Raw genomic sequence first — 13,824 nt, 5'->3', positions numbered from 1 at the left:
CTCTTTCATATAGAAGGAGATCATTTTTGTTTTCGTAATAAAAGTGCTTGTTCAACCGCCCATTTTTGATGAGCGTGAATGAGAAGCTTAACAGCAAGTAATGGAGACATCCATCGTAAAACATGATCCTCCCCACAGTTTTCAGTTTGTTTCTGCACCATGTTCGCAATATAAAAGAATCCATCATTCAAATAATATGTATCTTCCTTTTCTGCATAAAAATATCGAACCGCATTACCGATATACTGATCAATTTTAATTGCCCATCCTAATTCCTCTAGTAGTTCACGGTGCAAGCATTCTTCTTTTGTTTCATTACCTTCCATACCGCCACCAGGTAAAAAGTAACGGTCACCTTTTTGGATAACAGCAATCATTGAAGAAGATGAATGGAAAATAACTGCATAACAACTAGGTCTTAATACATAATGAACGGTACGCTTTTTCGAGCCAAACGTAAGTTTTGAAATCATAAAACACGACCTTTCTCTATAAAATACATAAAAGGGATATTAAGGTAAATGTAGAATGATATAAGTATAATCTTAATAGATTGGAGTGGTAACAACATGATAAATCGAAAATGTTCAAGGTGTAAAGAGATAACGGGTACAATACATGGGGGTAAAAAAATTAAGGAAGAATTTTTATGTGAGGACTGTTTGCAAAAAGGAATTGCGAGCGGGGAAATCGAATTATCACAAGTGGAGAAAGAACAAACTTCGTATCTTTCTATAAAAATATTAAAAATAATGAGTGTTATTTATTTAATAGTATCAATTATAACCGCTTTTTCTGCTGGAGCATTTATACAGGATCCAGGGCTTGGTGGAATATCTTTTTCAATAACAGGTGCAGTTGGTGTTATGATAATTGGATCGATATTTCAGTCTGTTCTTGTATTTTGTGGAATATGGGTATTCATCCTTTTAGTAGAAACGGTTATTAAAATTTATGAAAAAATGAAGTGAGTGAAAGGGAGAAACATATGCAAGTAAGAAACATCCAAGGGGAAGATTATGTAAAGATTCATTCTGTTTTAAATGATTGGTGGGGCGGTAGAGATATGGCTGCTATGTTGCCAAAACTATTCTTCGTTCATTTTCAAGAGACGAGTTTTATCATTGAAGAAGATGGCGAAACGTTAGGTTTCTTATGTGGATTCTTTTCACAAACATATAAAGATGAAGCATATGTTCATTTTATCGGTGTCAATCCGAAGTATAGAGGAAGAGGAATCGCATCGACATTGTATTCTTATTTCTTTGATATCGCTCGTGCAAATAATCGTAAAGTTGTAAAAGCAATTACGTCACCAATTAACAAAAAGTCGATACAGTTTCATCAAGAAATCGGTTTTCGAATTGAGGCCGGGGATGATGAGGTAGAGGGTGTATCGGTACATACAAATTATGATGGGAACGGCGGTAGTAGAGTTTTGTTTTTGAAAAATGTGTAAAAGTAGGCTAGCTTAACGGTAGCCTTTTTGTTGTGAGGAGATAAAAATATGGAGAGTAAACAAAGTAGAAATGAATACTTACGACGCATTTATAAAGTGCAAGATTATATAGAATCACACATAAATGATTCACTATCCATTGAAGAGCTAGCGGATATAGCAGGATTTTCAAAGTTTCATTTTCATCGGATTTTCAAGGGGATAGTAGACGAGCCATTATCACGGTATGTAAACCGATTGAAGTTAGAAAGGGCAACAAATCTACTTACATATCGCACAGATATGACGATTACACATATTGCGTATCACTTCGGGTTTACAGATTCAGCAGTTTTCTCCCGCACATTTAAAAGTCATTACGGAATAAGTCCATCTCAATATCGAAACGATAATAGCAAGAATTGCAAAGACGTAAGGAGAGCTTCTCAATACAATAAGTGTAAGAAGGTTCGAGGAAATGTTGAAATTGTAACAGCGGACGATATACACGTCGCATACATAAGGCATATCGGTACATATGAAGAGTTAACGATAGCTTTTCCAAAAATGATAGAGAAATTATTTCATTACGCAGCGAAGGAAAACTGTCATGTATTTGAGGATACGAAAGTATTAACCATTTACCACGATCATCATGAATTTACTGAAGAAAATCATTTAAGAACAAGTTTATGTATAAAAATTCCAGAGGGGTCCCCAGTAGAAACGAGCGACATTGGAATAATGGTAATACCTTCTGGAAAGTATGCGGTAGGTCATTTTGAAATATTCCAGGATGAATATAAAGGAGCATGGGATTTCTTATACGGTGAGTGGCTTCCTAATAGCGGATATAAACCGAGAGATTCGTATCCTTTTGAAATGTATAAAAATGACCCAAGACGGCACCCGGAAAATAAACATATAGTTGATATATATGTACCGATCGAACCTTTTTAATTATAGGTTAAAGGGGAATGAATGATGAAAACTGCTGAAAAGTTAGATCAAATTATAAAAGAAGAATATAAAAATATGAATGGTATGTTAGTAGTACAGAAAGAGAATGCTATTTTTGAAAAATATTATAACGGACACGGTCCAGATGATGCATTTCATGTAGCGTCAGTTACAAAAACGATAATCTCTGCGTTAATTGGGATATGTATAGATAAGGGCTATATAAAAAGCGTTGATCAAAAAGTAATAGAGTTTTTCCCTGAATATACACTTAAGGCATCTGACATAACAGTGCGACACCTCCTTACAATGACAGCACCATATCCTTTTACGGATTGGCAGGAACCGTTAGAAGAACTATGTACACAAGAGGATTGGGTACAGTATACACTTAATAGAATGGGGAACGGCGGAGAAATCGGATCTTTTAAATACTCATCTGCAGGAGCTCATTTACTATCAGCAATTATTACGAGCACAACAGGAAAAAGTGCTCGTGAATTTGCAAACAAATACTTATTTCAACCACTCGATATGAGAGAAATTCCAAACTATAATATGAAAGCATTTGGATTTGATGACCTATTCGGAAAAGATGTGAAAGGATGGGTTCACGATCCAAATGGTATTTCAACAGGCGGTTGGGGACTTACGTTAACGGTTAGGGATATGGCGAAGTTTGCACAGATGTATTTGAATGAAGGTATTCATAATGGAAAACAAATACTATCAAAATCATGGATAATAGAATCAATAGCGATGAATTCAAATCAATATGGTTACTTATGGTGGTTACGAGAAGAAGATGGAATCTTTTCATACTGTGCTATGGGTGATGGTGGGAATGTAATTGGCTGCGTACCAGAGAAGGAACTGGTGGTGGCGATTGCTTCTGAAGTCATACCGAATGCAGAGGATAGATGGAAGTTAATTAAAGAGTGCATACTTCCTTATTTAAAAGATTAATATGGTTATTTTTATAAAAACAAGAATAAAAGGTTTAGTTAAACTTGTTTTTTTCTTCATGATAGAAAAAAGTGATGTATTAACTAAGTTGAGCACCTAAGATTAGAAAACTTCAACACCTATACGATTATTGAATAGGTGTTGAAGTACTTTATAATTTGTTTAGGTACTTTTAACTTTTCGATGTATTAGATACATAATGCCAAACACAATTACGAGCAAGATAAATTTAATTAATTCCATTAGGCTAATATCCCATTTTGTTTCTACTCCATCTGTTAAATAAAATACATTAAACATACCATGTAAAATTGCAGGTGTTATCACAGAGCGGCTATACTCTCTCGTATATGTCAAAATTATAGATAATATAAATAATAATGAGAGATAGCTTAATATTCCTATAAGCTGAAACTCATAATTTTTATAAAAGATTGATACTGGTAAATGCCATAAAGACCAAAGTGATGCAGTAATGATTGCTGTTTGTTTTAATGAAAAATTTTTTCGTAAATGGTAATGAAAATTTCCACGCCATATGATTTCTTCTAAAAATGCAGAAAAAGCAGCAATTGTAAGACCAATGAGCAAGAGAACTCCCAATTCATTCCAATGATGAAATAAGAAATTTATATTATAAATATAAAAATAAAAATGGAGACATAGTCCTAGAAGTATTGGGGATAAAATGGAGAAAATTAATGTTTTTATTTTTGGACGTGAAATTCCAAATGTATGAACTATTTTTTGTTTCGTATATAATTTCTGATATAAAATAGCAGCTAAAAGCGGAATGACCATCGTAAACCCTAAATAATTACGACCATTTTCTATGTTCAGTAAGATGATATATACAAGCGATGTGAGGCAATACATACATAATGTTGAATGATAAACTATGTTTCTATTCATATTGTTCACCTACTTACATGTATAAGTGATTAATCAAATATCCGATATTTTAATTATATATGAAATGGAAATTACATATGTTGAACTTGTAGAAAAAGTTAGACTAACCCCGTAACTTTTCACAGCAAAAAATCGTTTAACACAAGTAAGGATTTTCAATCACGAATGGGGGAGAACTATGAAGATTCTAATTTTAGGTGGTACACGATTTTTAGGAAGAGCTTTTGTAGAAGAGGCATTAAAAAGAGGGCATGAAGTTACATTATTTAATCGCGGAACGAATAAAGAAATTTTTCCTGAAGTAGAGCAGTTAATTGGTGACAGAAATAATAATGTTTCAAGTTTAGAAAATCGAAAATGGGACGTTGTCGTAGATACGTGTGGATTTTCTCCACATCACATTAGAAATGTTGGAGAAGCCTTACACGATAATATAAAGCATTATATATTCATTTCAAGTCTGTCCGTTTATAAAGATTGGATTCCGCCTCATATAAAAGAAGATTATATATTACAATCCGAACCTACGGGTGATCAAATAAAGGCTGTGGAGAATGGTGAAGTTTCTCCTTATGAGTATTACGGTGCGCTGAAAGTATTGTGTGAAAAAGAAGCAGAGAAGTATTGGCCAGGGCGTGTTTTACACGTAAGAGCAGGACTTCTTTCAGGGATGTTTGATTATACAGATCGGCTTCCATACTGGATTGGACGTGTAGCAAAGGGAGGAAAAGTGTTAGTTCCAGGAAGAAAAGGCCGTCCAGTGCAGATAGTTGATATAAAAGACGTCGCAAACTGGGGACTAAACATGGCAGAAAACAATAAAGCAGGTACATTCAATATAACAGGTCCGAAAGATGAATTGACGATAGAAGAGCTATTAAATACGTGTAAAAAGGTTACGAATAGTGATGCTGCATTCGTTTGGGTAGATGAATCATTTATGAAGGAACATAAAGTGCAGCCTTGGACGGAGATGCCTTTATGGATTCCGGAAACTTTTTCATTAGAAGGCGAAACGAAGCCATGGAAAGGTGGGTTTTCTATTAGTGTCGAGAATGCTGTTAAAGCGGGACTTACTTTTAGCAGATTAGAAGATACTGTGACGGATGTGTATGAGTGGATGAAGAGTATGGAGGAATGGGAATTAAAAGCAGGGATTTCAGGCGAAAGGGAGAAGGAATTGTTAGAAAAATGGTATCAATAAATTTAGAGGAGCTCTTTGAATATAGTTGATTGCACATAAGGAGGAGAAAAGGTTATGTGGAAAGAAACCATTCATAGTATTTCATCAAACTTAAGCTTAAAAAATCCCGCTATGAAGGAAGAGCTTATTGAAATACAAAAGTGTTTACTTGTGGAATTACCGAATGACTTATCACAGCTATTACAAGAAACAAACGGTATAGCAGGTCAATACGGGGACTTTGTTTGGTCTGCCTCGAAAATAAAAAGAGAAAATATGAATATGAGATATATAGTTGATTTTAAAGATTTATATATGCCTTTTGACTGTTTATTGTTTTTCGCTGATGGTGGAAATGGTAATTTGTTTGGTTATTCCATTTTGAATGGGATAGTGCAAAGAGATGATATATATGTATGGAACCATGAAAATGATAGTAGAACGTGGGTTGCTCCTTCTTTAAAAACTTTTATGGAGTGGTGGGAAAGTGGGAAGATAACAATTTAAATATAGTATCAAGAAAAAACGCTTTGTTACGAAAGAAACAAGGCGTTTTTGGCAATGAATAAATCTACCACTCAATCGGTTCTTCCCCATACATGTCCCATAGCTTAGGAAACATCTTTTTCAAACCTTCTTCTTCATCTTCATTCCAGTCTAACTTGATAGCAACTTCCTCAGATTGTTCTTCTGTTTCAAACTCTTTTGCTTTCACACTACCAGCTATGCCAATTTCTCCGTAAAACACAACGTAGTCTTTATACCGCATTAGATAGCAGTAAGACCTCCACCTCAAAATCGAGCAAATACGAGGAAGACCCGTATAAATAAGTTGTATGAATTACATTTATTATTAGATTGTGTTCGTGACTATATTTTGGGAATTTTCTGTTGATTTACAATGTACGATAGTATATATTGTATATAAAGTATATATACAATATTTTTAAAAAGAGGTATTTGCATGCAAATCGTTATTACGAACACTTCAAAGGAACCTATTTATGAACAAATTGGTGTCCAAATAAAAAAACTTATTTTACTAGGTGATTTAAAGCAAGGAGATGCTCTTCCTTCAATGCGTCAGTTAGCAAAAGATTTAAGAGTAAGTATTATTACAACGAAAAGAGCATATGAAGAACTGGAAAAAGACGGTTTTATTTATTCAATTGTCGGAAGGGGGTCCTTTGTAGCAGAACAAAACATTGAAACTATGAAAGAAAAAAAATTAAAGACAGTTGAAGAAAAGTTGTGTGAAGCGATTCAAAATGCTAAACAAATGGATGTTTCTTTAAATGATCTAAAAGAAATGCTTACAATTTTATACGAGGAGGAAAACTCTTGGAAAACGTAATAGAACTTCAAAATGTCAGTAAATCTTTTCAAGGATTTCAAATTAAAAATTTTTCGATGGAAGTAAAAAAAGGATTTGTTACGGGTTTTATTGGCGGAAATGGATCAGGTAAATCTACAACGATTAAAATGATTATGAATCTAATGAACCCGGATAGTGGAAATGTCTCTTTATTTGGCATGAACTATTCGACTGATGCGAAGGGAATTAAAGAAAGAATTGGTTTCGTTTATGACGATAATGTGTTTTATGATGAACTCACATTAAAGGAAATTACTAAAATTATTGCGCCTGCTTATAAAAAATGGGATTTTAACCAATTTACATATTATAAAGATCTGTTCGAATTACCATTAAATAAAAAAATGAAAACATTCTCCAAAGGAATGAAAATGAAAGCCTCTCTTGCAATTGCCCTTTCACATCATGCTGAACTAATTATTATGGATGAGCCTACTTCCGGACTCGATCCGGTATTTAGAAGAGAATTATTGGATGTTTTACAAAATATTATGCAGGATGGTGAGAAAACTATCTTTTTCTCATCTCATATTACAACGGATTTAGACCGCATTGCCGATTATATTACATTTATTCAAAATGGGAAGCATATTTTTACAAAAGATATTTATGCCATTGCAGAAGATTATATTTTGGTCAAAGGACCACTAGATATGTTAGATTTTGATACTGAGCGTGAATTTATATCTGTATGTAAGGCAAATACAGGTTTCGAGGGATTGATTGAAAATGTAAATTCTATCGAAACTTTATTTAATAAAGAAGTGGTGATTGAAAAACCAAGTTTAGAGGATATTATGTATTTCATGAAAAAGGGGGAGTCAAGATGCTTAATTTAATTAAAAAGGATTTGATTTTACAAAAAACCTTTTACCTGCTTATCTCTTATTTCTAGTTACCTATTTGTGGGCCGGCATGGATGTAGCATATGTCATAATCATTTGTAGTGCCGTTTTTGTAATTAACACATATCAATCTGATGATAAAGATAATGCTAATATTTTAGTAAACTCATTACCGTATACTAGGAAGGAAATTATAAGTTCAAAATATGTTGGAACCTTATTTTTTACAATAGTAATCATCCCATTTTGTTTAGTTGGAAAATATTTTATTTTAGACAGCATGGAATTTCAACTTTCCTTAGAAAGTTACATCCTAGGCTTCTTGGCAGTCATGCTGATTACTGCATTTTACATCCCATTTTTTGTTGCATTTAAAGTGAAAACACTTGTACCAGTTTTTATATTTTTATCTATTGGAGTTATATATTTAATGCGAAATACCCCATATTTATTAAATAAATATGCTAATGGCGTACTGACCTTTTTAAAAGAGATTTCAAATTTGAAATTATTTCTTATATTTGCTGTCATAGCAGTGGGGTGCTATGGGGTTTCATGGATATTATCTATTCGTATCTATCAGAACAAGGCTCTTTAATAGCAAGTTCTAAAAGGAGGATCATTTAAATGACATCAAAAAAAGGGCGTCCTATTCGAATACGAAATTGGCTGAAAACTCTTGGAGCATTTTTCGTTATGCAACTAATTTTTATCATCCTTGATATGACTTCGTGGATACCGAATTTCAAGGAAGGAGGAGTTGGGGAGCGTCTCGTTAATTCAGAGTTCTTTACGGAATGGTTCGCTCCTTATAAAACAAAGCAATTTAACGTATTAACGCTAGTTATGGCTATTTTATTATTCCTAAATGTATTAACAAGTGCAATAAAAGACGCTTTTTCTAGAAAAAGAATTAATTAGCACATAAGTTGACCTTGCGTTTTTTTATAATGTCTTAACAATATTTAAAAACAACAGGGTAAAGATAAAAACTCCATTTATTGAAGTTTTACTTTATCTTTTATAATGATTTCTTATAAATTATTTGATTTTTCAGTTTTGTGCATTGACAATGTTTCCATTCGTCCCCCATAATGCTGCTCTAGTGTGTGCAATGATCGTGACATATGTATTTATACTTGTGATGACAAATGATGCGTATTGTTTTTGGAAAGTTAAAAAATTATTGAATGGAATAGAAAAATTGAGTAATCTTATTTGTACATCACATACATAATAGTTTTATAGTGATTTTTAAATAAAGTATAGGGGGGAATGAGGGATGGATCTTACATTTAAAGTAGAGGAAACATGTTTTAATTACCGAGTCGGAGCAATTTGTAAACATGATAATAAAATTCTTATTCTACAAGGTGACGGTGAAGATTTTTGGTACGTACCAGGCGGAAGAGTGAAAATGCTAGAAAATAGTGAAGATGCGTTAAAACGAGAGCTTGCTGAAGAGTTAGCAGTTCCTATCGAGATAAATAGATTAATATGGTCAGTAGAAAATTTCTTTACACTTTCTGAGAGGAAATTTCATGAAATTAGTTTTTATTATGAAGTAGAGCTTCATGAGTTACCTGCAAATGGGGCAGAGGAATATATTTTGGAAGAAGAAGGTAGAACATATTTCTTTAAGTGGGTGCCGGTAGAAGAGTTAGATACATATAACTTACAGCCAGCGTTTATAAAAGAGAAAGTAAAGGATGTATCAGTTCATACAGCACATATCGTTTTACAAAAGTAAATGTATTAGGAGGGGATAAGGGTGAAGGGGACAAAAAAAGAGATTCATATAGAAGGAAAAGTAATTCCATATACACATATTGAAAAAGGTTCAAATAAGATATGCTTTATGTTCTCAGGTTCAGGATATAATTACGATAAACCGTTATTTTATTATGCGACGATGTTAATGCTTGAACATAAAATAGATGTAGTACATATTCATTATTCTTATGACGAACAAGTAATGAATAAATCAATGGAAGAAATAACGAAAGTAATGATGGATGATATTAATCCTATAATGAAGGAAGTATTAAAGGGTAAGCAATATAACGATACTATGTTTTTAGGGAAGTCACTTGGAACAATTCCGATTGCAAATGATTTAATGAAGAGAGAAGAGTTTTTACAGTCAAAAATGATACTACTTACACCTTTACTAACTTTTGATTCTATTTTTGAGGCGATTTTACATAGTCATCATGAAGGGATATTAGTAATTGGAGATAAAGATCACCAATATAATGCAGATCAAATTGATCAGTTGAATAAAACGAATCTAACGATCGATGTTGTTAAAAATGCAAATCATTCTGTAAATGTTGGGGAATATGAAACAGAGAATTCAATTGAGGCGATAGCAAATATAATAGAAAAACTTAAAGAAGTTATTAGGACAAACTAACCTATCAATACATGCAAAAAGAGGTGCAATTTGCACCTCTTTTTTACTTAATAAGCCCTCAAAACATGAAGTAAATAATCCTTACGATTCAGCGGATTATAATCAACACGTTTTCGAGTAGGGAAGGGAGCCTTCAGTTCTTTGTAACCAGATGGCTTCATTGTAAATATTCCTTCTCCTTCAGTGAATGAATGGAGTATTCGCTTAAAATTCTCTGTTTTCGCAACAGGTAATGAGCCTGTTAACTGGTAAGAATCATTGTATAATTTAGGCTCGCTAAAAGTTGCTGGAATAGCAGCTAATTTATACATCGCGGTACTAATTGCGTACTCCGGTACATTCAATTCAAACTCGTTTACTGGTTCATATACATATGTTTCAGCTTGAATTAAAGCATCCATTAAAACGAGTGGTGTTAAGTTCCTAAAGTCACTCGCTGTTGTAACAGGACTAGCATAACCTGTATGTGTTAACGTGACGATAATGTCCGTAACTTCCCATCCGTATAAACCTTGTTTTAACGTTTGAAATACAGTATCTTCAATTGCTTTATGAAATGCTAATGGAAGTGACCCCAGTTCAACACCTAACTTATATGTTACGCCAGAATTAAGTTCATCACGTTCGATTTTAAAACCAATTGTTGCGTAAAATGGATTCGCTTTTTCGCCCATTACTTCAACACTTTTCCCTATGCCAATGGGTTTTTCAATACATACGACACGCGTATTTGAGAAAGTAACTTGCAAATTATATTTCTCATAAAGAGTTGTTTCAATTACTTCTTTTTGAACTTCACCGAAAAGGCGAATATATAGTTCATTATGAATATCATCTTTCCACACTTTAATAAGCGGATCTTCTTCACATAGCTCCATAAGTGCAGCGTATAGATCATGAATACGTTCTTTTGGTAATGCTTCAATAGCAGCTTCCATTTGTGGTTCGGCAAAGTGAATATCTTTTATATAATCAGTCCGTTCACCGATAATATCACCAATTTTAATATCACTAAGTCCCCACACTTTGCAAAATTCTCCGCTAGGAACGATTGAAGCTTGAACTGCATTTCCGTTATGAAACATACATATTTTCTTAATCTTTTCTTTATGAGCTAGAGCATCATCACGCAGTATATGAACATATTTTCTAACGTGTAAACGACCAGAAAAAACTCTTACATATGCAATCTTTTCCCCAGAAGGTTCACGTTCAATTTTAAAAACAACACCGGATAATACTTCATTTTCTGCCGACTTATTAGCGGGAATTAAGTCTGAAATATTTTCGAGCAGTTCAGTTACACCTGTACCTGTCATGGCTGAACCGAAAAAGATAGGGAACACATTTGCTTGCGCTATCTGTTTAATGAGTTCCTCTCTTAATAGTGCGCCCGGTACGATTTCATTATTTACATATGACTCAAGTAATGATTCATTATATGGTGCTAACAGTTCCATACAATTTTCATATGATTTGTATTCAATGATTCGGGCTTCTTTCGTTCCTTCGTTTTCTACAGAGTAGAAAGGGAATGCTTCATTTGAAAGAACCTCTTTTATTTGTTTCATAACTTTTTCAGTATTTGCACCGCTACGATCAATTTTATTAACGAATAAAATAGTCGGTATGTTTAGTTTCTGTAATGTTCGCATTAAAATTTTTGTTTGCGCTTGCACACCTTCAGCAGCAGAAATAACTAAAATTGCACCGTCTAGAACACGAAATGATCGCTCCACTTCAGCGATAAAATCAGCGTGTCCAGGTGTATCAATGACATTTACTTTTATGTCATTGATACAGAAAGAGACGACAGATGCTTTAATCGTAATTCCGCGTTGTCTTTCTAATTCCATTGAGTCAGTTTGCGTATTACCACTATCTACTCGGCCAATTTCTTTAATCACATTTGTTTCATAAAGAATACGCTCAGTCAAACTCGTCTTGCCAGCGTCTACGTGCGCGACAATCCCTATATTTATTGTTGTCATATGTGAATATCCTCATTTCATTTTCCATTTTTAATTCCTCATTTCTATTTGTGTATTGCCGCATTACAATCACTCTCCAGTCATTTAAATTAGTACTATTATAGTGCAATTAACATTATTTGTAACGCGACAAAGCGCCTTAATTTGGAAAAATATAAATGGAAACAAAATGCTTGCATTCTAAATAGATATAGATTATATTAATTGACATATCAACTATTGATACATCAAACGTTTTTATTTTGTGTATAAAGGAGGGATAGTTTGACAAGTTCATGCTCAAAAGAAGCGATTATTTTATATAAATTACACTTTCTAAATAAAGAAGTAAGTTCGAAGTTTGAAGGTTGTACGGGTATGAGCCAGTCCCGATTAGAGCTTATACTTCAGTTATATGAAGTAGGTGAAATTAGTCAAAAAGCACTTCAACAAGAAGTGAATATTGATAATGCTGCGATAACGAGGCACTTAAAGCAGCTTGAGGCAAATGAAATGATTACAAGACGTAAAAATCCAGATGATAATAGAATTACGTTAGTTTCTCTTACTGAAGAGGGACGAAATAAAATTCAGGCGTTTCAAGAGGAAAAAGAACGTTTTGCAGCTTCAGCATTTAAAGGGTTAAGTGAAGAACAGCGCGATAATCTTTTAACTATGTTAAATCACATTCAAGAAAATATAAAAGAACTATAAAAAGGGAGAATTCAACTATGACTAACTCAGTAAAAACAAATAATTTTAACGAAATTTTAACAGGACGCCGTTCAATTCGTAAATACGATCCTTCAGTGAAAATTAGTAAAGAAGAAATGACAGAAATTCTTACAGAAGCAACACTTGCACCATCTTCTGTAAACATGCAACCATGGAGATTTTTAGTGATTGAAAGTGACGAAGCGAAAGCGACACTTGCACCACTTGCGAAATTCAATCAATCTCAAGTAGAAACATCTTCAGCAATGATTGCTGTATTTGGTGATTTAAACAACTTTGATAACGCGGAAGAAATTTACGGTACAGCTGTAGAGCGCGGTTTAATGCCAGCAGAAGTAAAAGAAGATCAAATGAAAAAACTTTCAGCTTACTTCTCAATGGTTACACCAGAAGTTATGAAAGATACAGTACTAATTGACGGTGGTCTTGTAGCAATGCAATTTATGTTAGCGGCTCGTGCTCACGGTTATGATACTTGTCCAATTGGTGGATTTGAAAAAGACCAAATCGCAGAAGCATTCGGATTAGATAAAGAACGTCACGTACCAGTTATGTTAATTTCAATCGGAAAAGCTGCTGACAGTGGTTACCAATCAGTACGCCTTCCAGTTGAAAAAGTTTCTGAATGGAAGTAATTTTATAAATACAGAAATAAGTGAGATATGAGAGGGGAAACATCATGATTATAATTCACGCAATATTTCAAGTAGATCCAGCAAAACAACAATCATTTTTAGAAGAAATTCGTCCGCTAATTCATAGTTCAAGAGAAGAAAGTGGAAATGTATCTTATGATCTTTATAAAGATACGGAAAAAGAAAATGTGTATACGATGGTAGAAGTATGGAAAGATGAAGCAGCAGTTGCAAGTCATAATAAGAGTGAACACTTCACATCTTTCGTTAGCAAAGTAAAATCGTTTTTAACTGCTCCTCTTGATATAAAAGCTTATAATGGAGCGTTAGTAAAATAATATGGTGAAAAGGATATCCTTAGCGTTTGCTATGGGTATCTTTTTTTATTT

At 33.5% G+C, this 13,824-nt stretch carries 18 protein-coding genes and 1 pseudogene; 15 read left to right on the top strand and 4 right to left on the bottom strand.

Annotated features, from left to right (window positions below; all coding sequences use genetic code 11):
* Positions 1-20: 20 nt before the first annotated feature.
* Positions 21-473: an NUDIX hydrolase gene (locus tag NZ044_RS14975; RefSeq protein ID WP_000624006.1), complete on the bottom strand. Its 453-nt coding sequence runs from the start codon at positions 471-473 to the stop codon at positions 21-23.
* 96 nt (positions 474-569) lie between these two features.
* Between NZ044_RS14975 and NZ044_RS14970 the strand changes: the two genes are divergently transcribed.
* Genes NZ044_RS14970 through NZ044_RS14955 form a run of 4 tightly spaced genes read left to right on the top strand, consistent with a single transcriptional unit; the run spans position 570 to position 3,364 of the window.
* Positions 570-971, top strand: a complete 402-nt coding sequence (locus NZ044_RS14970; protein WP_000610481.1) for a DUF3980 domain-containing protein — start codon at positions 570-572, stop codon at positions 969-971.
* Positions 972-988: 17 nt separating this feature from the next.
* On the top strand, positions 989-1,459 hold the full coding sequence (locus tag NZ044_RS14965; RefSeq protein WP_001198085.1) for a GNAT family N-acetyltransferase: 471 nt from the start codon (positions 989-991) through the stop codon (positions 1,457-1,459).
* 48 nt (positions 1,460-1,507) lie between these two features.
* Positions 1,508-2,398: an AraC family transcriptional regulator gene (locus NZ044_RS14960; RefSeq protein ID WP_079245699.1), complete on the top strand. Its 891-nt coding sequence runs from the start codon at positions 1,508-1,510 to the stop codon at positions 2,396-2,398.
* A gap of 24 nt (positions 2,399-2,422) precedes the next feature.
* Positions 2,423-3,364, top strand: a complete 942-nt coding sequence (locus NZ044_RS14955) for a serine hydrolase domain-containing protein (protein ID WP_098506530.1) — start codon at positions 2,423-2,425, stop codon at positions 3,362-3,364.
* A gap of 162 nt (positions 3,365-3,526) precedes the next feature.
* Here the strand turns inward: NZ044_RS14955 and NZ044_RS14950 are convergent, their stop codons facing one another.
* Positions 3,527-4,165 carry a CPBP family intramembrane glutamic endopeptidase gene (locus NZ044_RS14950; protein WP_206704229.1) on the bottom strand — a complete coding sequence of 213 codons (639 nt, stop codon included), beginning with the start codon at positions 4,163-4,165 and terminating at the stop codon, positions 3,527-3,529.
* A gap of 289 nt (positions 4,166-4,454) precedes the next feature.
* On the opposite strand from NZ044_RS14950, the gene NZ044_RS14945 reads away from it, so the two are divergent.
* A complete protein-coding gene (locus tag NZ044_RS14945) occupies positions 4,455-5,480 on the top strand; it encodes an SDR family oxidoreductase (RefSeq protein WP_098506529.1) in 1,026 nt (341 codons plus the stop codon).
* A gap of 54 nt (positions 5,481-5,534) precedes the next feature.
* Positions 5,535-5,966, top strand: coding sequence for an SMI1/KNR4 family protein (locus NZ044_RS14940; protein WP_000265431.1), 432 nt, complete (start codon positions 5,535-5,537; stop codon positions 5,964-5,966).
* A gap of 64 nt (positions 5,967-6,030) precedes the next feature.
* Here NZ044_RS14940 and NZ044_RS14935 read toward each other — a convergent pair whose 3' ends face one another.
* Positions 6,031-6,228 (bottom strand): hypothetical protein, encoded by a 198-nt coding sequence (locus NZ044_RS14935; RefSeq protein ID WP_001269542.1) that lies wholly within the window; start codon positions 6,226-6,228, stop codon positions 6,031-6,033.
* Between the two features lie 195 nt (positions 6,229-6,423).
* Here NZ044_RS14935 and NZ044_RS14930 point away from each other — a divergent pair, with 195 nt between their 5' ends.
* The 6 genes and pseudogenes from NZ044_RS14930 to NZ044_RS14905 all read left to right on the top strand — a co-directional run bounded on the left by NZ044_RS14930 (position 6,424) and on the right by NZ044_RS14905 (position 10,095).
* On the top strand, positions 6,424-6,813 hold the full coding sequence (locus tag NZ044_RS14930) for a GntR family transcriptional regulator (RefSeq protein ID WP_001167593.1): 390 nt from the start codon (positions 6,424-6,426) through the stop codon (positions 6,811-6,813).
* Complete coding sequence (locus NZ044_RS14925) at positions 6,801-7,673, top strand: ABC transporter ATP-binding protein (protein ID WP_000432463.1); 873 nt, start codon at positions 6,801-6,803, stop codon at positions 7,671-7,673. Before NZ044_RS14930 ends, NZ044_RS14925 begins: the two co-directional genes overlap by 13 nt.
* Positions 7,661-8,277: pseudogene (locus NZ044_RS14920) on the top strand (ABC-2 transporter permease). Before NZ044_RS14925 ends, NZ044_RS14920 begins: the two are co-directional and overlap by 13 nt.
* A gap of 29 nt (positions 8,278-8,306) precedes the next feature.
* Positions 8,307-8,600 carry a YfzA family protein gene (locus NZ044_RS14915; protein ID WP_000202090.1) on the top strand — a complete coding sequence of 98 codons (294 nt, stop codon included), beginning with the start codon at positions 8,307-8,309 and terminating at the stop codon, positions 8,598-8,600.
* 361 nt (positions 8,601-8,961) lie between these two features.
* The gene (locus NZ044_RS14910) at positions 8,962-9,429 is read left to right on the top strand and encodes an NUDIX hydrolase (RefSeq protein ID WP_000366233.1); all 468 of its coding nucleotides are present in this window, start codon (positions 8,962-8,964) and stop codon (positions 9,427-9,429) included.
* A 21-nt stretch (positions 9,430-9,450) separates the two neighbouring features.
* Positions 9,451-10,095 carry a hypothetical protein gene (locus NZ044_RS14905; protein WP_000679131.1) on the top strand — a complete coding sequence of 215 codons (645 nt, stop codon included), beginning with the start codon at positions 9,451-9,453 and terminating at the stop codon, positions 10,093-10,095.
* 47 nt (positions 10,096-10,142) lie between these two features.
* On the opposite strand, the gene NZ044_RS14900 is transcribed toward NZ044_RS14905, so the two are convergent.
* A complete protein-coding gene (locus NZ044_RS14900) occupies positions 10,143-12,086 on the bottom strand; it encodes an elongation factor G (RefSeq protein WP_025117848.1) in 1,944 nt (647 codons plus the stop codon).
* 264 nt (positions 12,087-12,350) lie between these two features.
* Between NZ044_RS14900 and NZ044_RS14895 the strand changes: the two genes are divergently transcribed.
* From NZ044_RS14895 to NZ044_RS14885, 3 genes are read left to right on the top strand one after another with little or no spacing between them, the layout of a single operon-like run.
* The gene (locus NZ044_RS14895) at positions 12,351-12,779 is read left to right on the top strand and encodes a MarR family winged helix-turn-helix transcriptional regulator (RefSeq protein WP_000204169.1); all 429 of its coding nucleotides are present in this window, start codon (positions 12,351-12,353) and stop codon (positions 12,777-12,779) included.
* Between the two features lie 17 nt (positions 12,780-12,796).
* Entirely contained in the window at positions 12,797-13,435 is a 639-nt protein-coding gene (locus NZ044_RS14890; RefSeq protein WP_340949820.1) for a nitroreductase family protein, read from the top strand.
* A gap of 44 nt (positions 13,436-13,479) precedes the next feature.
* Positions 13,480-13,773, top strand: a complete 294-nt coding sequence (locus NZ044_RS14885) for a putative quinol monooxygenase (RefSeq protein ID WP_000583827.1) — start codon at positions 13,480-13,482, stop codon at positions 13,771-13,773.
* Positions 13,774-13,824 lie beyond the last annotated feature (51 nt).

Source organism: Bacillus sp. FSL K6-1338 (assembly GCF_038006965.1).
GTDB classification, from domain to species: Bacteria; Bacillota; Bacilli; order Bacillales; family Bacillaceae_G; genus Bacillus_A; species Bacillus_A thuringiensis_S.
The sequence above is the reverse complement of the archived record's forward strand: the minus strand, read 5'-3'. Positions and strand labels throughout refer to the sequence as shown.